We start from the raw sequence: 22,995 nt of genomic DNA, 5'->3' as shown, positions 1-22,995 counted from the left end.
CTATGGACTCAACCCATCCTCTTCCCCTCGTTACTCATACAACCAGAGCCTTTACCCGGGCAGGTTTCGTCAGCATTCTGGCCGTCCTCTGGGCGGTTTTGCTGTTTGTGCCAGCGGCGCAGGCACAGTTTCGCGCATCGATCCAGGGCACGGTCACGGACCCGGATGGCGCTGTCATCCCCGACGCTACCCTCACGCTCAAAAACAACGAGACTGGCAGCTTGTTGACCGCGACCTCAAACGCCGCCGGGGTTTACAACTTCGGTGCTCTGCCGCCGGCACACTTCACCCTCACCGCCTCAGCGACCGGCTTCAAGCAGAAGGTCCTGAATGACCTGTCGATCATTCCCGAGCAGGCTAACGCGGTAAACGTCCAGCTTGAACTGGGCGACACATCCACGATTGTGAATGTATCCGCAGATACCGCCTCTGCGATTGATACGCAGACCTCCAACATCGGCGGAACGGTGACAAGCAATGAAATCCAGCACCTTCCTTCCTTCAATCGGGACGTCTTCACACTGACGCAGTTGGCGCCCGGTGCAGTCAGCGACAACGGTCAGAACGCGGGCGGAGGGGTGCGTTCCAATCCCGGAACCCAGGGTCCCGGCGGCTCAGGGAACGGCGGCCCCGCGCCCACTGAAAACGGTCCTCAGGCCAACGCGAACGGTGGGCAGTATGAGACCAATGGCATCTCCATCGACGGCATCAGCACGGTCAGCGCGGTCTGGGGTGGGACGACCATCATCACACCAACCGAGGACTCCATTGACAACGTGCGTATCCTCACCAACAACTACGACGCCGAATATGGCCGCTTCAGCGGAGCCCAGACGTTGGTCACGTCCAAGAGCGGAACAAACCAGATTCATGGCAGCGCCTTTATCGCGGTCCATCGGCCCGGCTGAACGCTTACAACCGCAGACCTCGGCTCGCGGACGGCACTCCCGTTGGCGCTGCGCTGCGCGACTCACAGCGTTATAACCAGTACGGCGGAAGCCTGGGTGGCCCTCTCTGGAAAAACCGCATCTTCGCCTTCTTCGCCTACGAGTCCACACCGAACAGTTCCACGACCCAGAGCACCGGCTGGTACGAAACCTCTTCGCTGCGTAGCTCGGCTTCCTCATCGAGCATCGCCTCCAAGTTCCTCAACTTCGCTGGCAGCGCCCCCGTTGGAACCATTGTCACTTCCGGTGAAACCTGTACCACGGTTGGCCTGCAGGAGGGCGTCAACTGCCACACCATTGCCGGCCAGGGCCTCGACATCGGCTCGCCTCTAACCAACGGTCTCGGCAAACAGGACCCGACGGAAACGGGAACTGCTGCCAATCCTGGAGTGGGCAATGGCCTGGACGGTATCGCAGATGTTGGGTTCTATCTCACCAGCGTGCCGACCACCCAGTTTTACCGTCAGTACAACGGGCGGCTCGACGCCGACGTTACGAACAAAGACCACGTAGCATTCGCTATCTACTGGGTGCCACAAGGCCGCACCAGCTATAACGGTGGCGCGCGCGCCTACAACCTCTTTCACCACGACCAGATCAACGAGGCTATGTCGGTCATCTGGAATCACACCATCTCGCCGACGTTTCTGAACGAGGCGCGCGCAAACGCAGCGGGTTGGCGCTGGAACGAGATATCCTCGAACCCGCATCAGCCGGTTGGGTTGCCTCAAGACAATGTAACGTTCGCTCCAAGCGCTTCACTGAATCAGTTTGGCACCTCGCTGGGAAGTGATCTCAATCAGTGGACCTACAGTTATAAGGATGTTGCCACCAAGGTACTTGGCGCGCACACAGTCAAGTTCGGCGCGGAGTTTACGCAGCTCCACTACCTCAACAACCCCATCGGCCGGCCCACCTATGGGTTCTATAACATCTGGACATTTCTCAACGACGCACCCTACCAGGAGCAGGGCAACTTCAACACTGTCACTGGCCTGCCTGGCGGAACCCGCAACGACGAACGCGGGAAATTCTTCGGCGCTTTCGTTCAGGACGACTGGAAAACGACTCCCACTCTGACTCTGCACGCCGGATTGCGATACTCCTACTTCGGAGCACTCTATGCGAAACAAAACAATCTGCCGCGCGTTGTCCTGGGCAGCGGAACCTCGTCTTACACCGGCCTCAGCATCGAGGTCGGCGGAGGCGCGTGGAACCCGCAAAAGGCTAATTTCGGACCGCAGGTAGGCTTCAACTGGGCGCCTGTCCAGTTCAACAACAAACTGGTAGTACGTGGCGGATTTGGTCTCGACTTCAACCAGGAAGAGATCGCGATTACAGCGAACACCGGCTTCAACCCGCCTACGGCGGGATTCTATAACTTCCAGTTCGGCAGCCCCACGAATCCCGGCCCGGGTGGTGCCGCCATTATCTATGGCATCTCCAGCACTCCGAATTCTCTGTCCGGATTCGCGTCGAACCCGAACACCATCACCAGCTACAACTCCGCCGGCTTGCCGGTGAAGGGCAACGCGAACATCATTATCCTGGGCGATGGTCACGGCAATCTGCCCACCACCTACATCGAACACTTTTCTCTGGACACTCAATATCAGATCAATCGCCAGCTTGTTGCCTCTGTTGGATACCAGGGCAGCATCGGGCATCATCTCATCAATCACCAGACGCCCAATGCTCCGGCTGTGGTCGCCGGATATACTCTCAACCCGCTCGTCACCAGCGGCGATTTCTGGATTAACGGCGGAAGCTCGAACAACAATGCCCTGCTCGTCGAACTCAAGCACCCCATGGTGCACCACCTGCAATTCGACGCGCAGTTTATGTGGTCCAAGAGCCTCGACACCAACGGCTCCGGCCCTTACTACGAAGACCCCTACTTCCCGCTCCACCCGTCCTACTCCTATGGTCCATCGGACTTTAACGTCGGCAAGTCGTTCAAGCTCTTCGGCCTGTGGCAGCCAGTGATCTTCCACGGCAACAATTTTGCTGAGAAGATCGTCGGCGGCTGGTCACTCAGCGGCATCTGGAACGTTCACACAGGCTTCCCGTTTTCACCCACCTACGGGATCCCGTCGTCCTTATACTGCACGCAATGCGGCTACTTCAACATCCGTCCGCATTACCTCGGAGGCGCCGGCAACGACCACAGCAACAAGGCATTCATCAACGGAAGCAACTTCGCCGGCTTGACCGCCGGAGCTACAACACAAACGGCGACGGTGAACGGGAAAGCAGGAACCACCGTCCAGTACACCAACAAGTACTTCTCCACGCCGAACTACTACACCGCAATTCAGTCGGCCAGCGGCACCGGATTCCCCAGCCCGAACCTCTCTTCGCCGCCGCCGCCCGGACTGGTTCGCAATGCCTTCGTCGGTCCTGGCTATCGAGACGTTGACGCCTCCCTGACCAAAGGCTTCGGCCTCCCGAACAACCGCATCACCGGCGAGAGCGGAACGATCGAGATCCGCGCCGACGTCTTCAATCTCTTCAACATCCTGAACCTCAATCCCGGAAGCGTCAGCAGTAACGTCGCCTCCTCTAACTTCAGCCAGGACACAAGTGCGTTGGGAGGCCGCACTGTTACCCTCCAGGCCCGGTTCAGCTTCTAAGTCCAGTGCCCCACAAAACCAAAGAGGGCGCTCCACACGGTGCGCCCTCTTTCAGCCAGACAAGATTCTCTTGACCGATTTCACCGACAAATCCAGGCCACGAAAACGATGAAAATCTTCGCGAGGGCTATCCTCTTCGCCGCAGCAATCCTTCTCCCCGCCGGCATCCTCTACGCACAGGCTCAAACAGAACAGATCACCATCGACGTCAGCGCGCCCGCGACTCCCTTCCCTCACTTCTGGGAGGAGATGTTCGGCTCCGGCCGTGCCATCCTGACACTCCGCGAGAGCTACCGCAACGACCTTCGCGCCGTAAAGAACGTGACCGACTTCCAGTACGTCCGCTTCCATGCCATCCTGCACGACGAACTCGGCGTCTACAACGAAGACGAACACGGCAACCCCGTCTACAACTTCGACTACATCGACCAGGTCTACGACGGCCTGCTCGCCAACGGCGTCCGGCCCGTAGTCGAGATCAGCTTCATGCCCAAAAAACTCGCCTTCAACCCCGACGACCTGCATCCCTTCTGGTACAAACCCAACGTCTCACCGCCCAAAAGCATGGAGAGGTGGGACGACCTCATGCGCCACCTCGCGCAGCACCTCGTCGATCGCTACGGAATCGATGAAGTATCGAAGTGGTATTTCGAGGTGTGGAACGAACCGAACATCGACTTCTGGGGCGGCATCCCGCGCAAGGAGTCATACTTCAACCTCTATGCCCACACGGCGCGTGATCTGAAGTCCGTCAGCCCTCGCCTGCGAGTCGGGGGCCCGGCGACCGCCGCAGCCGCATGGATTCCCGACTTCCTGCAATTCGCCGCCGAGAACCACGTGCCGGTCGATTTCGTCTCCACTCACGCCTACGCCGACGAGCCGGTGAAGCGGCTGCTCGGTACCGATGAAGCCATCCCGACCGAAGACCGTATGGGCGCGGTTGTGGCCAAGGTGCGAAAACAAATCGACGAATCGCCTCTGCCTCATCTGCCGCTGCTCTGGACCGAGTGGAACGTCACAGCGAAAGACAATGCGAGAGAGACGCCATACGTCGGCCCTGCCGTAGCCAACGTTATCCGCGAGTGCGACGGCGAGGTAGATTACATGTCTTTCTGGACCTTCTCTGAAGTCTTTGAAGAAGGCGGTCCCGCGCACGCACCGTTTCAGCACTTCGGTCTGCGCGCCATGGGCGGCATTAACAAACCCGCCTTTTACGATTTCGCCCTGCTCCACAAACTAGGCAACGAGCGGCTCGCCAACAGTTCGCGCAACACGCTCGTCACCCGCTTGCCGAACGGCTCGCTCTCCATCGCGCTCTGGAACCTGGTCGATCCCGGCGACACACCGCACAACAAAACAATCTCGCTGCATGTCTCTGGCGTTCCAGACGATGCCGCAGTCTCCATTGAGCGCGTAGACGAGACACACGGCAACGTCATGCCCTTCTACAAAGCGATGGGCAGCCCCGACAGCCCAACGGCAAAGCAAGTCGAAGAACTAAACCATGACACCGCCTTCGGCCCACCCGAGCAGAAAAAACTCATCGGCGGCGCGATCACACTCACCCTGGGCGCCAATGCACTCTATCTTCTTCACCTCCCGGCGGATGCCCAACCCAAACAATAAAAACGCAGTGCATCTCCACTCCGACGGGGTACAGCTAAAATGATTGAGGACCATCGGGCCCTCATATGGTGGCAACTCCGTCTTTCATTCTCAGTCCACGCAAAGCATCTTCCTTCGATAAGCGAGACAGCATGACCATCGAGAATCCCGATACGCCAGTTCACGAACCATCTCCCAGATCCAGCCTGAAGGATCTCGCCCTGCATCTGGGCCTCTCACAGACAACCGTCTCCCGAGTCATGAATAACTCGGCCGAGGCTTACCGTATCTCAGCCGATACGAAGGCGCGTGTCCTTGCCGCCGCAGCGAAGGTGAACTACAAGGCCAACCATTTCGCGCGCGGCCTGCGCAACAAACGCAGCCAGACCGTCGGCGTCATCGTGCCCGAGATCAGCGACGGCTACTCGACCTCCGTGCTCGGCGGCATCGAAGACGTGCTGCTGCTGGGCGGCTACTTCTACTTCGTCGTCAGCCACCGTCACCGCGCTGAGCTGCTGCGCGAATACCCTTCCCTGCTCCTCTCACGCGCCGTCGAAGGCATCATCGCCGTAGACTCGGCCATCGACGGAAACCTCCCTGTGCCTGTCGTCGCCGTCTCAGGCCATCTCCACGGACGCTTCACCGTCAATATCGAATTGGACCATCTACTCGCCGCACGCTACGCGCTCGAACACCTGCATCGCCTTGGCCACACCAAAATCGCCTTCATCAAAGGCCAGAGCTTCAGCTCCGACACGCGCGCTCGCTGGCGCGCCATCTGCAAGGTTGCCGACGATCTCGGCATCGCCATCAACCCGCGCCTCACCGTGCAGCTTGAAGGCACGGCGCTGGGCCACGATCCCGGCAGAGTAGCTGCTGTCCGCCTGCTCGAAAGCGGCCAGCCCTTCACTGCAATTTTCGCCTTCAACGACCTCTCAGCCATGGGCGCAATCGTCGCACTGCGCGAAGCCGGAATCCACGTCCCGTCCGATGTCTCCGTCGTCGGCTTCGACGACATTCCGAGCGCCGCCACCAACAATCCTCCACTGACAACCGTGCGCCAACCCTTGCAGGAAATGGGGCGCGTAGCGGCAACCATGCTGCTGGAGCGGATTCGCAGCGAAGAAGCGCGACAGCAGAACCGGCCAACGCTCATTCTGCCTACCTTCATCGAACGGCAGACCACCGCCCGCGCCGCAGGCCTGCGCAAAGCAACCGAACCTGTCCTCCTGCGCACAACCCGCTGACGAGCCTCCTGCAACGTGTACCGGCAGATCATCTAACTGAATCAAGAGATGCCCATGGACAGACACCTCGACTTCGACCACGCAACCAACAGCGTGAACCGCAGACTATTTCTACAGACACTCACCGGCAGCGTGCTCGCAGCAACGTACTCTTCGCCACTGCGTGCCTTCAGCATCGAACCGCAGACTATAGATCCTGGAGTCGCCTACAAACTCCGCCCTGAAGAAGAAGCATTCCTCGACCAGCTCGAACGGCGAGGCTGTTCGTTCTTCTGGGAGCACGGCAGTGCCATCTCCGGCCAGGTGCTCGACCGTGCCCACGCCGCTGGCCCGGAGACCCGGCGCCTCGCCAGCATCGCAGCAACTGGCTTTGGCCTGACTGCGCTCTGCATCGCCGATTGGCGGCACTATCTTCCGCACAACGAAATCCTCAAGCGCGTGCGCACCACCATGCGCTTCCACTGGGAAAAGCTGCCGCACAATCACGGCTTCTTCTACCACTTCTCCGACATCGACACCGGCGTACCCGCCAACCGTACCGAGCTGTCGCCCATCGACACGTCACTGCTGCTCTGCGGCATTCTCACCTGTCGCGCGTACTTCAAGGACGCGGAGATCCACGACCTCGCCAACAAAATCTACGAGCGAGTGGATTGGCCGTGGATGCTCAACGGCGGCAAGACCTTCGCCATGGCCTGGCGCAGAGACCAGGGCTTCGAGACGCATCGCTGGGACACCTACTCCGAAGAGATGATGATGTACCTGCTGGCCATCGGCTCTCCAACGCATCCCATCGATCCGAACTGCTGGGACGCCTTCGCGCGGCCGCAGGTGGACTACGAAGGTCTTCATTACATCAGCAACGCCGCGCCCCTCTTCACACACCAGTACTCGCAAGCCTGGTACGACTTCCGTCACAAGCGCGACGCCTATGCCGACTATTTCGCCAACTCAGTCATCGCAACGCTGGCGCACAAGCGATTCTGCCTGTCCATGCCGAACTACTACAGCGAAGATTACTGGGGCATCACAGCCTCGGACTGGATCGGCAGAGATGGCGCGGGACACGGCTACACCGCGTGGGGTGGTCCGCCCGCGCGTGGACCGATTGACGGCACTGTTGTCCCCGCGGCTGCGGCGGGGTCTCTTCCCTTCCTGCCGAAGGACTGTCTGCATGTACTGATGGCGATGAAGGCGAAGTACGCAGACAAGGCGTGGAGCCGCTACGGCTTCGTGGATGCCTTCAATCCGCGTCTGCCCTGGTACGACACCGACGTGCTCGGCATCGATCAGGGCATCAGCGTCATCATGGCGGAGAACCTGCGCTCGGGCAAAGTATGGAGCATCTTCATGCAGAACCCTGAAGCGCAGGCCGCGATGCAACGCTGCGGCTTCATTGCGGTCTGATTACCAGGCGTGATAAAAGCCGTCGCGTTCGGTGATCTCGACGTTGGTTCTGAAGAGGTCGCTGAGGCGCGCGGCCGTCAGCAACTCCGTCTTCGGGCCGTCGGCGATGATGCGTCCGTCCTTCATCATCAGGATGCGGTCGATCTCGGGCAGAATATCGGCGATGTGGTGAGTGATCAGCAGAATGCCGGTTCCCTGCTGCGCGAGCTTGCGAAGCAGATGGCGCAGCTCAACCTGCGCGGCGAGGTCGAGCGCGTTCGAGGGCTCGTCGAGCAAAAGCATCTGCGACGACGCAACCAGCGCGCGGCCAATCATGATGCGGCGCTGCTGACCGGCGGACATCTCACCAACCAGCTTCGCGGCCAGCGGTACGGCGTCGATCTGCTGCATCACCTGGTCGGCGCGCTCGCGCATGGCGTCCGTCACGGTCAGGTTCGGCCAGAGCGTGCTGCTGGAGAAGAATCCGGTCAGCACCGCGTCGCGTCCCGTCGTCGTGAGCGTGGGTCGGCCAGGCAACTCGGTCGAGACGACGCCGAGGCGCTTCTTCAGCTCGGTCAGGTCCCATCGCTGGCGGCCGAAGATGCTGACCTTCGTCTCGGGCTCGCCTTCGATCGCAACCAGCGGATAGCACTCGCAGGTGATGGTCTTAATCAGCGTGGACTTTCCGCAGCCGTTGGGGCCGAGGATGGCGATGTGCTCGCCTGTGTTGACGGTGAGGTTGACGTCATGCAGGACAACATTGTCGCCGCGGGCCACATTCACATGGGTCAGTTCGAGAAAGGATGGCATGTTGTTTTCTAGGATAGATGCTCGCGCCCAGAAACCGATGCAACCTGCCGGGACAAAAGGTGTTAGAGTTTTGTCGTTCCTTCCATCCAGATCCGACAGGATGCTCCGCGATGCTTGGTGTGCTTGCAGATGTGCTCCTCATTCTTGTAACGGTTGCCTGCTCGCTGGCGACGATGGTGCTGCTGAACCGTTTCTGGCCGTACGAGAAACGGAAGGCTCACAACGACCTCATCGGCTGGCATCTGGGCGTATTGGGCACGACTTACGCGGTGATCCTGGGCTTCATGCTCTACACCGTGTGGACCAACTTTGGCGCTGCGAGCGTGAACTCCGAGGCGGAGGCGAATGCTCTGGTGAACATTCACCGTCTCGCCCGCGGCCTGCCCGACGTTCAGCGGGCACAGATGCGCGAGCTTGCGGTTGAATATGCGGACTCGGTGATCGAACGAGGTTGGCCGGCGATGGCGCGGGGCCAGATCAATCCGGAGAGCAACCAGATCAGCAGGAAGATGTGGCAGACGCTGATGTCGATCCAGTCGCCTTCGTGGACCGAGATCACCGCGGAAGACCACGCGCTCTATGAACTGAGCACGCTGACCGAGCACCGACAGGTTCGGCAACTGGAGGTCACGTCACGGCTGCCCAGCGTGCTGTGGTGCGTGTTGCTGATCGGCGGCGTGCTGACCATCTTCTCCGCGTGCCTCTTCGGGCAGGAGAATGCACTCATCCACGGCATTCAGGTGTTTTCGTTCGCGTTCCTGATTGCGCTGGTGCTGGTTGCGATTGCGGACATCGACCGGCCCTTCCAGGGCTCCGTGCATGTCGACGACTCAGCGTTCACGCGCGCGCAGATCAACATGCAGGGCGAGCCGTAACGGCCAGCCCTCCTGTCTACATTCCTTTGAGCACGGAGCCGATGATGCCGCCGAGTGCGCCGGCCTCCGTGGTCTCGACCGCGCGCTCCTTGGGCAGGTACTCCTGAATCTGGTGCGCGAGTTTGGAGATGGGCAGCGTCTGCAGCCAGACGCGGCCCGGGCCGGTAAGCGCGGCGAGGAAGATGCCGTCTCCTCCGAAGATCATGTTGCGGATGCCAGGCACGCGCTGAATCTGGAAGGCGACGCTGCCCTGAAACGCGCCGACGTGGCCGGGGTGGACGAGGATGGTCTGATTGGGCGCGAGGTCTTTGATGACCAGCTCACCCGAGAGTTCGAGCCAGGCGATTCCCTGCCCGGAGATCTTCTGCAACAGGAAGCCGTCGCCGCCGAAGATGCCTGCGCCGAGCGACTGCTGGAAGCCGACGCCGAGTTCGATGGCAGACGTGGCGCAGAGGAATCCGTGGCGATGGACCATGTACGGCATCCCCTGCGTGACCTCGACCGGGACGATGTGGCCGGGGACGCGCGTCGCAAAGGCGACCTCGCCGACACCCCCGACGGCGCGGTACTCGGTCATAAAGAGCGAGCCGCCCCCCGCAACGCGCTTGATGGCGCCGAAGATGCCGCCGCCGCCGCCGTGCTGGGTGTGGGTTGTCATCTGGACGTTGGCGGACATCCAGGAGAGTTCGCCTGCCTCGGAGATGATGGCATCGTTGGGATCGAGGGCGAACTCGAGGACGGGCATGGTCGTGCCGAGAATGCGATTCTGCATGGCTGCTCCCTGTGCTGCTTGCCGTGACTGGGGAAGTATACCCCTCCCGTATTAAAGTATCCAAAGTCCTTCAAACAAAGGATTTAGGTCCGGACTACCCGCGCACGTTCATGGCCAAAGTAAAAGGCCCGGACGGTGCCCGGGCCTCTTTCTCTTCTGACTTAATGGTAGCAGCCGTGTCAAGCGGTCGAGGTGTGGAAATCGTTGCACTTCATTCGCTGAGACGAGTCGAGACGGATGTATGATGGCTCCCCGGCAGTCGGAAAGGAGCAGCTATGTCGGTTTCCAAACATGATCGTGATGAATACGAAGAGGGTTTAAGCGACCGCAGCAAAGGCGTGTTCGATCAATTCATTAATGACATATCCGGCAATCATCCGGACTCAGGTGCTTACTACAAGGGTCGTCAAGGCGAGCAACTGGACGAAGACAAGGATGACGACTGACGTAGTCGGTGGAAAGAGTGTGTGCATTCCCACCCTTCGCGATAAAACCGCGAAGGATTGGGCATCCGGAGGTTCGTTCGTTGACGATAAAAGCAGAAGCAGATTCCTTCGCTTCGCTACGGAATGGAAATGCAAAAGGGTGACATTTGCACCCAGTTAGAAGCTGACCTTGGCCGACAAGGTGAGCTGGCGGTTGTTATTGGACGTTCCCGAGATGATGCCGAAGCCGTTGAGCGAGGTCTGCGTCACCGACGAGACGTTCGCGCTCGGGTTGCTGAACGAAGGCGTGTTGGTGAGGTTAAAGAAGCCCGGAGCGCGACCAGGTGTAGTTGGCGCCCACGCTTCCGCCGTTCGAGAAGCGGCGTTTCGTCTGAATCTGGAGCGCGTTGTAGTGGCCTGTGCCAAGGGGAATCTCCGACGTAATGCCCGCCGAGATGCCTAGCGACTTATTCAGCGGCTCGCCCGCGACGCCGGGAGGCACTGCATTGATGTTGATGCCGGGAACTTCCCGGATGATCAGGTTGCCAACGTAAGTTGCCTGCACGGTGACGCCGGGAAGCACTTCTCCGTCTCCAGTAAGGCGGACATCGCGATGATGTCTATTGGAAATAATTTCTGTATTGACTGTCGTTATGTTGTGGTCTAGCATTTCGCCCGTACCTCAAACTGCGGTCAGACCACCGCTCTCTTTCTCTGGAGGCACTTCCCATGAACAAGCTACTTCTCTGGGCAATGGCATTTGTGCTGTTGCAAACGGCTGCATCAGCACGGGCGCAGATCACCATCGACACCAGCAATGCGAAGGACTGGAAGGTATCGAACGGCGTCGTTTCGGTGGATTGGCTGCCAGGCAACGGGCGCATCTTCGGCATGCATTGGTCGGCATTTCCGAACGAGCAGATCATCGACCAGACCAACAAAGACCATAACGGCCCCAAGGGCTTCTATATGGACAATGTCGGCCCCGGCAGTGGAACTCCGACTAACGGCTATTTTCTCGATCCGAACGGAAAATACATCGATTGGTGGGTCCAATTCCCTGCCGGCGCGACCAACGCCTTCACCTGGTCGCAGCACGATATTCTCTTCGCGGGCGACCCGGGCATCCATATCTATTTCGTGCTCGACCACGGCCCGGGAGACATTGCAGGCGGCATTGGGCAGATCCAGTGGGTGCTGCGCAGCGACCTGAGCCAGTTCACGAATACCTATTCGGTGAACACGGGGCTCAACAACCTGGGCGCGACGACCGTCCCGATGCCCGATTCTGTTCTGTTCGGCACCGGCATCACCTCGGGGCGCAACGTGCAGGATGCGACGAGCGACCTGCATGGGCTGCCGCTTCCTGCTGGCTTCCGGCGCGGGTTTTATACCAAGTATGACTATTCGAGCTACGAGTATCTGCACAAGGCCGAAGGCGTCTACGGCAACTCGATGGCCGCATGGATGGTAGTGCCGAGTTCGGAGTCGCTGACAGGAGGGCCAACGAAGCAGGACCTGATCTTCACCGGAAATCTGCTGATTATGGAAGCGTACTCCAACCATCTGGACAACCAGATGAACTTCAGCGTGCCGCAGGATGCGGTGATGCACCGCCTGTATGGACCGTTCTATCTGCACTTCAACGCATTCAGCACAACGACTCCGACGGCTGCATCGCTTTATCAGGAGGCGCTGGCAGCCTCAGCGGCAATCGCTCCGGCTTACGATGGCGAGGCCCAGTTGCTGAGCAATGGCTATGTGCCTTCGACCGGTCGCGGCGAGGTTCATGCCGCACTGAAGAGCGCGAAGGGGCTTGCTTTGAATCAGGCATGGGCCGTGCTGAGCGACAACCAGACCAACATGCAGTATTCACACGCAGGCAACGAGTACTGGATGAACGTGAATCCGGGCGGCATCGCCAATTTCCACGGCGTCGCGCCGGGCACGTATCGGCTTTCGGTGTACGCGCTGGGCAAGTGGGGAGAACTGCGGCAGGACAACGTCGTCGTCAGCGCCAACCAGACAACGAATACTTCGGCAAACTTTGTTGACGAACACTTCGGAACGGATGCACCCATCTGGACGATTGGCACGGCAGACCGCTCCTCGCACGAATTCCTGCACGGACAGATTGCCAACCCGGTTGATCTGGACGGCAACTATACGGACTCGTACACGGCACGGCTGGGCAACTCCGTCCAGGATGACCGCGAGTTCTGGGGTAACTGGAACTACTGGGCAGACTTTGCAGCCAACAGCGGCGCGGTGGTTTACTACGCCACACCGGTCGGCACGACTCCCGCGACCAATGATGTGACGAAGTGGAACTACAACCAGTGGCACAGCTTCAATCCGAAGCTGTATGCGGGCGTCTACAACCCCGCAGACGCCACGACGGACGGCTACAAATACATCTGCCCGACCTACGTTGGCAACTGCGCGACAGCAACGATTCCCGACTGGCAGGTCCACTTCACCACCACGGCCGACCAGCAGGCGCAGGGACAATATTTTGTTCTCTCCCTCGCGCTGGCCGCAACGGAGGATAGCCCGACCTTCTCGCTGAACGGGCATCCGCTGACGTGGCACGGCTTCAACCTGAAGAACTCCGATGCGGGCGTGCGCAGCGGGTTTTCGGGTACGACGCAGTGGGTTGTGTTGCAGTGGGATACGAGTATGCTCAATCCTCCGGGGCAGGACAACATCATCACCTTCCACGTAGGACGCACGCAGGGCATCATGTACGACGCGCAGCGCGCGGAGATTACCAATACCTCGGCCGACCACACGGTCACGGGCTGGAACGACTATGAGTTCGTCTACGGGAGCACTTACGAACCGGCGAACGATGCGGTTGCGAACCAGTGAAGTCTTAACACCGGTCGCACTGATTAAGGACGACCGCGGAGTGCGCGGATGACACGGATTAAAATCCGCGCTGATCCGTATCATCCGCGGTCGTTCCTTTTGTATTTATCTGCCGATGACGTGGACGATCTCGCTGTCTGATTTCGTCCAGGGCCTGGGGCCGGTGGTGGTGAGTTTGCCGGTCTCGTCGTTCCAGTGAAGATGGGTAAGTTCGAACTTGCCCTGTTCGTAGTCGTAGGTGGACCCGTCATCTTGATAGATGGTGGCGTCGCCGTCGGAGCCGCTGTAGACGCGGAGTTCGGCGATGCTCTGCTTGTCGTTCGTGCTTTCGACCGGCGTGCCCAGCGGCAGGATCGATCCCGCGCGAACAAAGAGCGGGATGGTGTCGATGGGCGCGGCGACGGTGATGCGCTGGCCGCCGTGGACGCGCTCGTTGGTCCAGTAGTTGTACCAGTCGGCACCTGCCGGCAAGTAGATCGAGCGTGAGGTTGCACCCTGGTCGGTGACCGGAGCGACGAGCAGCGCGGGGCCGAACATATACTCGTCTCCGATGTTGGCTACGTTTGGGTCATTCGGAAAATCCATGAAGAGGCCGCGCATGAAGGGCGCACCGGTCTGGTGTGCGTCGTAGCCCAGCGTGTAGATGTACGGCATGAGCTGGTAGCGCAGGCGGAGAAACTTTTCGAGGATCGGCTCTGCCTGCTTACCGTAAGACCAGACCTCGTTGTGTTTGCGGCTGCCGTGCGAGCGGAAGTTGGGCTGGAAGGTTCCATACTCGAACCAACGGACGTAGAGTTCGGGATAGTCGTCGTAATGGCCGACGTTGTCGCGCGCGTCGGAGGGGTCGAGCAGCGGCGTGTGTTCGGGCTTGTGATAGCCGGGCAGATACTGCCAGCCTCCGATGTCGGTGCTCCAGTACGGCATTCCGGAGGCGACAAAGTTGATGCCGGTGGGCACCTGGCGCTTAAGCGTGTCCCAGTTGGGCGAGATGTCGGACGACCAGAAGATGGCTCCATTGTGCTGCGCGCCGGTGTAGGCGTCGCGCGCAAGGACGAGGGCGCGCGTCTTGAGGTCGTGGCGGTATCCGTTGTAGAGCGCGGCGGTGTGGAAGAGCGGATAGACGTTGAAGTACTCGGTGCCGGGGCCGATGTGGAAGTAACTGCCGTTAGGAGGCAGGTCGGGCTCGGTCTCGTCGGCCCAGAGCGCGTCGAAACCTTTGGAGAGGATGTTGTCGCGGATGGTATCCCAGTACCACTTCGCGGCTGCGGGGTTGGTCGTGTCGATGTCGGAGCCGGCGCGGTCGTAGGGCAGGCCGTTAGTGGGTGTGCCGTCGGCCAGATGCATGAACCAGCCATTATGCAGCAACGTGTCGTAGTAGCGCGAGCCGGGGACAAAGCGCGGCCACACGCTGATCATGGTGTGGAAGCCCATCTCGTGAAGCTGCCTGTTCATGGCGACGGGATCAGGCCACTTCGCCGGGTCCATGTCCATCTGTCCCATCTTCGTGTAGTAGAACCAATCGACGACAAGCACGTCGGCGGGCAGATGGCGGTCGCGGTAGCCCTTTGCCACATCGAGCAGCTCCTCCTGCGAGCTATATCGCTGCTTGCACTGGATGTAGCCGTAGGCCGATTTGGGCAGCATGGGCACGCTGCCCGTGAGCAGACGGTAGCCTTCGTAGATTTCGTCGTAGGTCTTACCCGCGATGACGAAGAACGAAACGCGCTGGCCGACCTGCGAGGTCCAGCGCGTCTGATCGTTGAAGCCGAAGGCGACGGTGGTTTTGGAGGGGTTGTCCCATAGCAGGCCGTAGCCATAGTTGGTGACGACGAAGGGAACGCAGACGCTCTGGCCGGAGGGCGCGTTGTAGTCGTGCTCGCAACGGATCACGTGATTGCGACGATCGAGAAAGCCCTGCTGGTTTTGTCCGAGGCCGTAGTAGTGCTCGTCCTTGGGCGAAGAGAACGACGCGCCCACTTCAAAGAACGGATCGTCGGTGGGTCGGCGGTCGTAGAGCACACCGGCGTTGCCGTCCTTGTGGTTGGGCACAGACATCTGCCAGCCCTGCATGTTGAGCAGATCTTTGCCCTCGGGCGTCTTGAACGAGATGCCGACGCCTGGCGTGGAACCTGAAAAGAACCTGGCAATGTCGGCGGCAGTGCCGGTGGGCGTCCACTGGTGGCTTGCGCCGACGGTGACGACGATGCGCGAGGAGCGGTAGGTGTCGCCCTGGTCGCTGCTTTCGTGCGTCCAGCCTGTTGCAGAAGGCTGCGCCGTAATGCCGTAGCCGGGGGCCGAGGTCGCGTCTGCCTTGTTCAGGCTGAGCGTGACGCGGAGGATGTTCGGCGCATAGGGCTCGAGCATGACGGTCGCGTTCTGGCGCGTGAGGACAACCGCGTTCTGATTGTTCTGCGCATGCGAGGGAGCTGCTGCGAGCATCGTCATCGCCGCGAGGCAGAGCATCAGGCGAACGATGCAAGACGACTGCTGCTGAATTTTCTGGACGGTAACACTGGGCACATGGCTCGGCAAGGACTGCATCTTGATCGGACCTCTCCTTCGGGCGATTCGTGGAACGGACGGCTGCGGTCCGCGTAAAGCTATAAAGTGAATCGTTTTAGTTTAATCACATCTCCCATGCCCGATACCAGTAAAATGCTCGTCATCGGCAAGATAGCGGCTGCGCGGGGACACTGCGCGGCGGCAAAAACTGCTTGAGTTCGGGCTTCGCGCGATGTAGGATTTTTGTTCTGTCTTCCCCAGGCCCCAAGTGTTAGAAAGCGTGTGATTACGATGCATGGTTCTCGATGGAATGGGTCGTGTATGCAGGGCGGATTGTGCCTTTTAACAGCATTCGCGCTGGCGTGCACCGCAGGGTGCGGAACGCATGTGGCCAGTACACCTTCGGTGGGTGGCGGTGGCGGGCTGGCCCAACCGCTCGTCGTATCGGCTCCGGTGCTCGGCTTCGCGTGGGACTCGAAGGCCGGCACGCTGCGGCAGATTGACGGCGTTCCGGGCGCTGCGCACGTGGACGCCTCGGCCAACACGGGCGACGGTTTTGCGCTGGCGGTGGCAGCGGACAGCCACGACTACGCCCTGCTGCTCGACGCGAAAGGCGCGCTCTATCTGGCGACGCTCGCGGGCGGCGTTCCGCAACAGATCTCGACGGGACCGTGGAGCGGCGTGGCCATCAGCGCCTCAGGCAGCTACGCCGTTGCGTATGCAAATACAGGAACGGCGCCGCAGCTCATCAGCGGTCTGCCACAGCAGCCCGCGTTTCACACCATGGACGCACAGGGAATGCATATTTCCTCAGCGGCGGTGGGCGACGATGGCACCGCTCTGCTGGCAGCCGGCGTGAGCAGCGGCGGGACCGCGGTGCTTGCCGTGCCGATGGGCGCGAGCGCGGTACGCGCGTTGACGGTGGGCGCCGTGGGAGGCATGGCGTTCGTACCCCGCACAGACCGTGCACTGGTGGCCGATGCTGCCAGCGGAGCGATGACGCAACTCACACGTGTGAACACTGAGCCGTCGGCAGCGGCAGTGAACGGCGCAAAGCTCGCGCAGCCTGTGGGTCTGGATGTAAGCGCGGACGGTCGCTGGGCGCTGGTGGCAAACGCGGCGGGCATGGTGACACGGATTGACCTGAGCGGTCAGACGCAACCGGCAACGGCAAAGTGCGGCTGTTCGCCAACCACCGTCGCCACCCTGAGCGGCGCAGCATTCCGGCTGACCGAGGCAGGCACAGCAACCGGCTGGATCGTCGATGCAGGCGGCGCAGCGCCTCGCGTGCTGTTCGTTCCCGCCCTGCCTGGGCAAACGAAAGCGGAGGGCGGGCAATGACGCGCACAGGCCTCGGTCAGATTCGGAAACAGGGAAAGTTGATGCCGCTTGCCTTTACGTTGCCGGCCGCGCTGCTGGTCGCGCTGCTGTTTGGCGTCTCGAACACAGCCGACGCGCAGGCGGTCCTGCAGATCACCCCCGGCAGCCTCTCCGTGTTTGCGGCCGGCTCTGGCACGTGCCCGTCGCCGGTCAGTTATCTGCGAGGAGGGCATGTGCAGGCCCAGATACGCAAAGGTGGAGTCAAGCCGCTTGCCCAGGGCGACGGCTGCCAGGCGTCGCTCTACGCCAATCTCCAGACGGTGTATGACGTGACCACCGATACAACAGGGAACGCCTACATGGTGGACTACCCGAACAACGTGGTGCGCATTGTCCACTCAAACGGCAACATCTTCACCTTTGCCGGAGGCGGCACCGGCTGTCCCGGACAGACGGACGCCATCGGCGACGGGTGCCTTGCCACGCAGGCAGTATTGAACGGACCTTCCGCCATTGCATTTGATGCCAGCGGCAATGCTTACATCGCGGAGTACGGATTCGTCGGCAACATTACGCCGCGTGTGCGCAAGGTGAACACCAGCGGCATCATTACGCTGTTTGCCGGAAACGGCACCAATGCCTATACCGGTGATAACGGCCCCGCGACCAGCGCGTCGATGGAAGAGCCGACCGGACTGGCAACGGACGCAGCGGGCGATGTGTTTATCGTTGACCTCGCCGCAAACGTCGTGCGCATGGTGGACACCACTGGCACCATTACAACCTTCGTCGGCGGCGGCACCGGATGCTCTGGGCAGACGGACTCGATTGGCGATGGGTGCCTGGCGACTCAGGCAACATTGAATGGACCATTCGGAATCACCGTCGATTCCACAGGGAATCTGTACATCGCGGACACGAACAACAACCGAATACGCGAGGTAAGCAAAAGCGGTGGCGGCATCTTTCTCAAGCACATCATCAATACCATCGCCGGAACGGGCGCGTCGGGATCAAGCGGCGACAACAGCCCCGCAACTGCGGCTGAGTTCAATGGACCTGAGCGTGTGGAGCTGGATCAGGCAGGCAATCTCTATATCTCCGACAGCCTCAACCAGCGCATCCGTAAAATCGACACCACAGGAACTATCACCACCGTCGCAGGCGGCGGCTCCGGCTGCACCTCGACGCCGTGCTCGGCCATCGAGGACACTGGAAATAACGGCTCGGGCAATCTGGTTGGACTGGCTCTCGATACCTCGGGCAACCTCTATCTCGGCGCAGGCGATCAGGTTGAAAAGGCCGGGCCGCAGGGAGCCATGGCCTTCCCAAACACCATCGTCGGCCAAAGCGTGGTCGAGACCTTCATCTTCACCAACCTGGGAACAGCAGCGGACACGCTGCCCAGCACCGCGACCGGCTACAGTATTACCGGCAATGGCGACTACACGATCACCGGTGGCACCTGCCTGACGAACAATGTTCTCGCGGTACACGCATCCTGCACATTGCAGGCAACCTTTACGCCGGTGGCCACGGGCGAGCGGCTGGGGCTGGTCTCTTTCACGGACACCTCCGACGGAAGCCCGCACTCGCTCAACCTCTACGGGCAAGGCTACATCGTGCAGTCGCAGACCATCACTTTCCCCGCCATCTCGAACACCACCTACGGCGCCGCGCCCGAGACGCTGAACGCAACTGCCAGCTCGGGATTGCCCGTGACCTACAGCATCGTCAGCGGTCCGGGCACGATTGTGGGTAACACAGTGCACATCAACGGAGCGGGAACCATCGTCGTGCAGGCAGACCAGGCGGGCAACGCGGCCTATACCGCTGCCGCTCCTGTGCAGCAGTCGTTTACAGTGGCCAAGGCCATCCTCACCGTCCGGGCGAATCAACTGGAGCGATATACGGACCAGACCAATCCGCCGCTGCTGACTTACACGATGACCGGCTTTATGTTCCCCAACGATTCGCAGGTGAACTCCACCACCGGCCAGCCCTCGCTGACGACCAATGCGCCATCGAACCCACCATCTGGCGTCTACAACATCACTATCACGCAAGGCACGCTCGCCTCAGCCAACTACACGTTCAGCTTTGTCAACTCGTTTCTGATCATCAGCACTCCCTCCTCGACGACCACAACGCTCGCCCTCTCGACGCCAACCGCCACCACCAGTCAGATGGTGACACTGACCGCGACCGTGACGACCATCGAGCCGCTGGTTCCGGGGCGCGTCACCTTCGTCGATTCCAACGGTGGCGTCATCGGGCACGCGCAGATCGCAGGGCAGTATCCCGGCCCTGGATACACCACCAGCAATGCAGCCATTACGCGCGCCTTTCCTCCGGGAGTTCACGTCATCACGGCCAACTACGATGGCACGGGCGGCTACACGGCCAGTTCGTCTGCCCCGCAGACCCTGACCGTGACGGGAACGCTTCCCTCCTACACCACGCTGACTGCGGTGCAGAACGCGACGAACCCGGCCAACAGCGACCTGACGGCGGTGGTCCTCGGCTCGGGCACGCAGACGCCCGCAGGCACGGTGAACTTCAACGACCTCGCCACCGCCGCGACGCTCGGCTCGGTCACGCCAACCGCGGCAGGCAGCAGCTTCCGCTTGAACCAGCTCCCCACCGGCGTTACCGCCAGCCACATCGCGGTCACTGATCTGGATGGTGACGGCAATCTCGACATTATCGCCACGGATCATGGAAATATCGACATCTTCTGGGGACAGCCGGACGGCACCTACAGCTCGCCTGAGGTGCATACCGTGGGCACGAGCCTTCAATCCATCGCCCTCGGCGACTTCGATCAGGGCGGAGACACCGACGTTGCGGCTATCGATTCCGCCACAGGATCGGTCGTCGTTCTCTTCGCTGACCAGGGCTATTCCACGACGTTGCAAATTCCCTCGCCCAGCGTTCCCGTCGGCCTGGTCGCGGCGGACTTCAACGGCGACGGCGTTCCCGATCTGGCCGTCGTGCAAAACAACGGGCAGAACCTCGTCACCGTTCTGATGAACGATGGCACCGGCAATTTCTTATACCCGCAGAACTACGGTACAGGCAGCGGGGAAGACATGACCGCAGGCGACTTCAACGGCGACGGCAACCAGGACCTCGCCGTCTCCACCGGCTCCAATGTCGAGATACTGCTGGGCCGAGGCGATGGCACCTTCCAACCGCAGATCGCCTCAGCAGCCAGCGGCTCCGCCATCACCACAGCCGACCTCAACGGCGACGGCAAGCTCGACGTGGCGCTGGCAAACTCCACGTCCGTCACCATCGCGCTGGGCAAAGGCGACGGCACGTTCAATGCGCCTGCCACTGTCCCCGTTGCAACGGTTGCCTCGTCCATCGCCAGTGCGGACTTCAATCAGGACGGGCACGCCGACATCGTCACCAGCAACGCCGGGCTCGGCAACCACACCACCAGCGTGCTGCTGGGCAAAGGCGACGGAACCTTCCAGACGCCTGCAACCTACAACGCGGGCGGTGCGCCGGGGGCCGTCTCAGTGGCCGACCTCAACGGCGACAACATGCCGGACATCGTAATGCTCGACCCGTCCGTCAACGAGTTCACTACGCTCACCGGCGGCACGCAGAGCACGGCGGCGCTCGCAAATATTTCCATCATCGGCACCGGCATCCATCCCGTGGCAGCCACCTACGTGCCGGGTGCGGGATCGAACTACGCAGGCAGCACATCGAACAGCGTCAACATCAACGCGCAGCCGCCCACGCTCACCGGCATTCTGCCGCTGGAGATAGCCGCGGGAACCAACGGCCTGACGATCACCGTCAACGGCGCAAACTTCAGCCCGTATGCTCTCGTGCTAGCCAACGGTGCGCAACTCGCCACCATTTACGTCAGCGCATCGCAACTCACCGCAACAGTTCCCGCGGCACTGCTCGTGCAGCCAACGGCCATCCAGATTCAGGTGCTCGATCAGGACCTGTTGACGAGCGCGGCCACCCTGACGGTCGTTCCCGACGTCGTGCTCACCTCGCTCAAGCCCGCACTGGCCGTAGCCCAGAGCGGCTCGACCACGATCACAGCAACCGGAGCAAACTTCACCGCGACCACCGTGCTGCGCTTCAGCGGAGCCGCGTTGCAAACAACGTTCACCAGCGCCACGCAACTGAGCGCGACAATTCCTGCCGCCAATCTATCCTCGGCCCAGACGGCGCAGATCACCGCATTCGACCCGGCCTCCGGATCGCTATCGGCGGCAGCTCCCTTTACCGTTCTGCCCAGCCCGTCGGTCGTCTTCAGCGGGCCGCCGACGTCTCCTCCCGCAACGCAACCCGCGCTGACCTTCCAGCTTTCGCAGCCGTATCCCATTGCGCTCGCCGGAACCATGACGCTGACGTTTGCACCAAGCCAGGGTGAGCCGGACGACCCGTCCATCCAGTTCGCAACCGGCGGTCGCACGTTCAACTTCACGCTGCCCGCCAACAGCAGCACTACGCCTGCCGTGCAGATTCAGTCGGGCACGGTTGCAGGCAACATCACCGTCACGCTGACGCTCACCGCCAGCGGAGTCAACGTAACGCCCTCCAACATCGCGCCCGTCGTCATCAGCGTTCCGAAGAGCTCGCCCGTCATCACTGCTCAGCACATCGTCCGCAACGGAACCACGATCACGATCTACGTCACGGGCTACTCCACGTCCCGCGACATGACCAATGCATACTTTGACTTCACTCCGGCGACAGGATCCAAACTCGGCCTATCGAACTTCACCGTGCCGGTCGGGACTCTGTTCACCGGCTGGTTCACTTCAGCGGCATCGAACCAGTACGGAAGCGCGTTTACGTACTTCCAGTCGTTCACGCTCAACAACGACGCGGCCAGCATCGGGTCCGTCACCGTCACACTTGAAAACTCTCAAGGCAAGTCCGAGCAGGAGGTAGTGCAATGAACCTACACCGGGTCAATACAACAAATCTGTACGAGCGATGGGCCTGGTTGCTCGTGATCGTGCTGCTCACCGCACAGACCGCAATCGTCCGCGCGCAGAATGCTCCTCCCATGCAGTTGCGGATTACCATCCTCGACGGCGAAGGCTCGCTCAACAACATCAGCGAACGCACCGCGCGCGAGCCGATTGTGCAGGTGGAAGACCAGAACCACAAACCCGTCGCTGGCGCGCTCGTCCTGTTCACTATCCACGGACAGGGCGATGCTGGCGCAACGTTTAGCAATGGCTTGACGACCTTCCAGACCACGACCGACGCGGTGGGCAAGGCGGTGGCCAAGGGCCTCACTCCCAATGCACACGCAGGATCATTCACCATCAGCGTAACGGCAACGATGGGCGCAGTCACAGCCGAGACCGTCATTCATCAACAGAATATTGAGCCGAGTGTCCCGGTCAGCAAAATCGTCAAGCCGCATCGCGCCCTGGTGACTGCGGGCAACATCGCCTTCGTCGGGGTCGTTGCGGCCATCGGCGCAGTGATCGGCTGGAGCGCCGCTAACGCCAACTCCGGCCCGGGCACCACAACCATTCAACCGGGCACAGGCGGTGTCAGTGCGCCGACAGGCGCCGCGCAGACTGGCCGCAGATAGCTCTCGCTCAGGGCT

Annotated in this window: 15 protein-coding genes; 11 read left to right on the top strand and 4 right to left on the bottom strand. The window is 60.9% G+C overall.

The genetic code is table 11. From position 1 onward, the window contains the following. The first annotated feature begins 2 nt into the window (after positions 1-2). From VFU66_RS09740 to VFU66_RS09720, 5 genes are all read left to right on the top strand, one after another. The gene (locus tag VFU66_RS09740; RefSeq protein WP_326446052.1) at positions 3-908 is read left to right on the top strand and encodes a carboxypeptidase-like regulatory domain-containing protein; all 906 of its coding nucleotides are present in this window, start codon (positions 3-5) and stop codon (positions 906-908) included. Further along, on the top strand, positions 809-3,580 hold the full coding sequence (locus tag VFU66_RS09735) for an outer membrane beta-barrel protein (RefSeq protein ID WP_524536966.1): 2,772 nt from the start codon (positions 809-811) through the stop codon (positions 3,578-3,580). Before VFU66_RS09740 ends, VFU66_RS09735 begins: the two co-directional genes overlap by 100 nt. Before the next feature lie 108 nt (positions 3,581-3,688). Continuing rightward, complete coding sequence (locus VFU66_RS09730) at positions 3,689-5,206, top strand: GH39 family glycosyl hydrolase (protein ID WP_326446050.1); 1,518 nt, start codon at positions 3,689-3,691, stop codon at positions 5,204-5,206. Between the two features lie 131 nt (positions 5,207-5,337). Next, positions 5,338-6,432, top strand: a complete 1,095-nt coding sequence (locus tag VFU66_RS09725; protein WP_326446049.1) for a LacI family DNA-binding transcriptional regulator — start codon at positions 5,338-5,340, stop codon at positions 6,430-6,432. 54 nt (positions 6,433-6,486) lie between these two features. Then, positions 6,487-7,839 carry a glucoamylase family protein gene (locus tag VFU66_RS09720; RefSeq protein WP_326446048.1) on the top strand — a complete coding sequence of 451 codons (1,353 nt, stop codon included), beginning with the start codon at positions 6,487-6,489 and terminating at the stop codon, positions 7,837-7,839. On the opposite strand, the gene VFU66_RS09715 is transcribed toward VFU66_RS09720, so the two are convergent. Further along, a complete protein-coding gene (locus tag VFU66_RS09715) occupies positions 7,840-8,628 on the bottom strand; it encodes an ABC transporter ATP-binding protein (protein ID WP_326446047.1) in 789 nt (262 codons plus the stop codon). A gap of 110 nt (positions 8,629-8,738) precedes the next feature. Here VFU66_RS09715 and VFU66_RS09710 point away from each other — a divergent pair, with 110 nt between their 5' ends. Beyond that, positions 8,739-9,503 (top strand): bestrophin-like domain, encoded by a 765-nt coding sequence (locus tag VFU66_RS09710; protein ID WP_326446046.1) that lies wholly within the window; start codon positions 8,739-8,741, stop codon positions 9,501-9,503. 16 nt (positions 9,504-9,519) lie between these two features. Here the strand turns inward: VFU66_RS09710 and VFU66_RS09705 are convergent, their stop codons facing one another. Next, the gene (locus VFU66_RS09705) at positions 9,520-10,275 is read right to left on the bottom strand and encodes a TIGR00266 family protein (protein WP_326446045.1); all 756 of its coding nucleotides are present in this window, start codon (positions 10,273-10,275) and stop codon (positions 9,520-9,522) included. 275 nt (positions 10,276-10,550) lie between these two features. On the opposite strand from VFU66_RS09705, the gene VFU66_RS09700 reads away from it, so the two are divergent. Continuing rightward, on the top strand, positions 10,551-10,721 hold the full coding sequence (locus tag VFU66_RS09700) for a hypothetical protein (RefSeq protein WP_326446044.1): 171 nt from the start codon (positions 10,551-10,553) through the stop codon (positions 10,719-10,721). Positions 10,722-11,019: 298 nt separating this feature from the next. Here the strand turns inward: VFU66_RS09700 and VFU66_RS09695 are convergent, their stop codons facing one another. Continuing rightward, positions 11,020-11,370: an outer membrane beta-barrel protein gene (locus tag VFU66_RS09695; RefSeq protein ID WP_524536965.1), complete on the bottom strand. Its 351-nt coding sequence runs from the start codon at positions 11,368-11,370 to the stop codon at positions 11,020-11,022. Between the two features lie 59 nt (positions 11,371-11,429). On the opposite strand from VFU66_RS09695, the gene VFU66_RS09690 reads away from it, so the two are divergent. Next, positions 11,430-13,571: a polysaccharide lyase family protein gene (locus VFU66_RS09690; protein WP_326446042.1), complete on the top strand. Its 2,142-nt coding sequence runs from the start codon at positions 11,430-11,432 to the stop codon at positions 13,569-13,571. Between the two features lie 105 nt (positions 13,572-13,676). Here the strand turns inward: VFU66_RS09690 and VFU66_RS09685 are convergent, their stop codons facing one another. Then, entirely contained in the window at positions 13,677-16,016 is a 2,340-nt protein-coding gene (locus tag VFU66_RS09685; protein ID WP_414649404.1) for a glycoside hydrolase family 31 protein, read from the bottom strand. A 444-nt stretch (positions 16,017-16,460) separates the two neighbouring features. On the opposite strand from VFU66_RS09685, the gene VFU66_RS09680 reads away from it, so the two are divergent. Genes VFU66_RS09680 through VFU66_RS09670 form a run of 3 tightly spaced genes read left to right on the top strand, consistent with a single transcriptional unit; the run spans position 16,461 to position 22,980 of the window. After that, positions 16,461-17,414 carry a YncE family protein gene (locus VFU66_RS09680; protein ID WP_326446040.1) on the top strand — a complete coding sequence of 318 codons (954 nt, stop codon included), beginning with the start codon at positions 16,461-16,463 and terminating at the stop codon, positions 17,412-17,414. Continuing rightward, positions 17,411-22,330 carry an FG-GAP-like repeat-containing protein gene (locus tag VFU66_RS09675; RefSeq protein ID WP_326446039.1) on the top strand — a complete coding sequence of 1,640 codons (4,920 nt, stop codon included), beginning with the start codon at positions 17,411-17,413 and terminating at the stop codon, positions 22,328-22,330. Before VFU66_RS09680 ends, VFU66_RS09675 begins: the two co-directional genes overlap by 4 nt. Next, positions 22,327-22,980 carry a hypothetical protein gene (locus tag VFU66_RS09670; RefSeq protein ID WP_326446038.1) on the top strand — a complete coding sequence of 218 codons (654 nt, stop codon included), beginning with the start codon at positions 22,327-22,329 and terminating at the stop codon, positions 22,978-22,980. Before VFU66_RS09675 ends, VFU66_RS09670 begins: the two co-directional genes overlap by 4 nt. Positions 22,981-22,995 lie beyond the last annotated feature (15 nt).

Source organism: Edaphobacter sp. (genome assembly GCF_035763405.1).
GTDB lineage: Bacteria > Acidobacteriota > Terriglobia > Terriglobales > Acidobacteriaceae > Edaphobacter.
The sequence above is the reverse complement of the archived record's forward strand: the minus strand, read 5'-3'. Positions and strand labels throughout refer to the sequence as shown.

What these genes read in the sequence shown, in the direction of transcription:
- VFU66_RS09740 (WP_326446052.1), top strand. Translation starts at nt 3, where the DNA reads ATGGACTCAACCCATCCTCTTCCCCTCGTTACTCATACAACCAGAGCC.
- VFU66_RS09730 (WP_326446050.1), top strand. Translation starts at nt 3,689, where the DNA reads ATGAAAATCTTCGCGAGGGCTATCCTCTTCGCCGCAGCAATCCTTCTC.
- VFU66_RS09725 (WP_326446049.1), top strand. Translation starts at nt 5,338, where the DNA reads ATGACCATCGAGAATCCCGATACGCCAGTTCACGAACCATCTCCCAGA.
- VFU66_RS09720 (WP_326446048.1), top strand. Translation starts at nt 6,487, where the DNA reads ATGGACAGACACCTCGACTTCGACCACGCAACCAACAGCGTGAACCGC.
- VFU66_RS09715 (WP_326446047.1), bottom strand. Translation starts at nt 8,628, where the DNA reads ATGCCATCCTTTCTCGAACTGACCCATGTGAATGTGGCCCGCGGCGAC.
- VFU66_RS09710 (WP_326446046.1), top strand. Translation starts at nt 8,739, where the DNA reads ATGCTTGGTGTGCTTGCAGATGTGCTCCTCATTCTTGTAACGGTTGCC.
- VFU66_RS09705 (WP_326446045.1), bottom strand. Translation starts at nt 10,275, where the DNA reads ATGCAGAATCGCATTCTCGGCACGACCATGCCCGTCCTCGAGTTCGCC.
- VFU66_RS09700 (WP_326446044.1), top strand. Translation starts at nt 10,551, where the DNA reads ATGTCGGTTTCCAAACATGATCGTGATGAATACGAAGAGGGTTTAAGC.
- VFU66_RS09695 (WP_524536965.1), bottom strand. Translation starts at nt 11,370, where the DNA reads ATGCTAGACCACAACATAACGACAGTCAATACAGAAATTATTTCCAAT.
- VFU66_RS09690 (WP_326446042.1), top strand. Translation starts at nt 11,430, where the DNA reads ATGAACAAGCTACTTCTCTGGGCAATGGCATTTGTGCTGTTGCAAACG.
- VFU66_RS09685 (WP_414649404.1), bottom strand. Translation starts at nt 16,016, where the DNA reads ATGACGATGCTCGCAGCAGCTCCCTCGCATGCGCAGAACAATCAGAAC.
- VFU66_RS09675 (WP_326446039.1), top strand. Translation starts at nt 17,411, where the DNA reads ATGACGCGCACAGGCCTCGGTCAGATTCGGAAACAGGGAAAGTTGATG.
- VFU66_RS09670 (WP_326446038.1), top strand. Translation starts at nt 22,327, where the DNA reads ATGAACCTACACCGGGTCAATACAACAAATCTGTACGAGCGATGGGCC.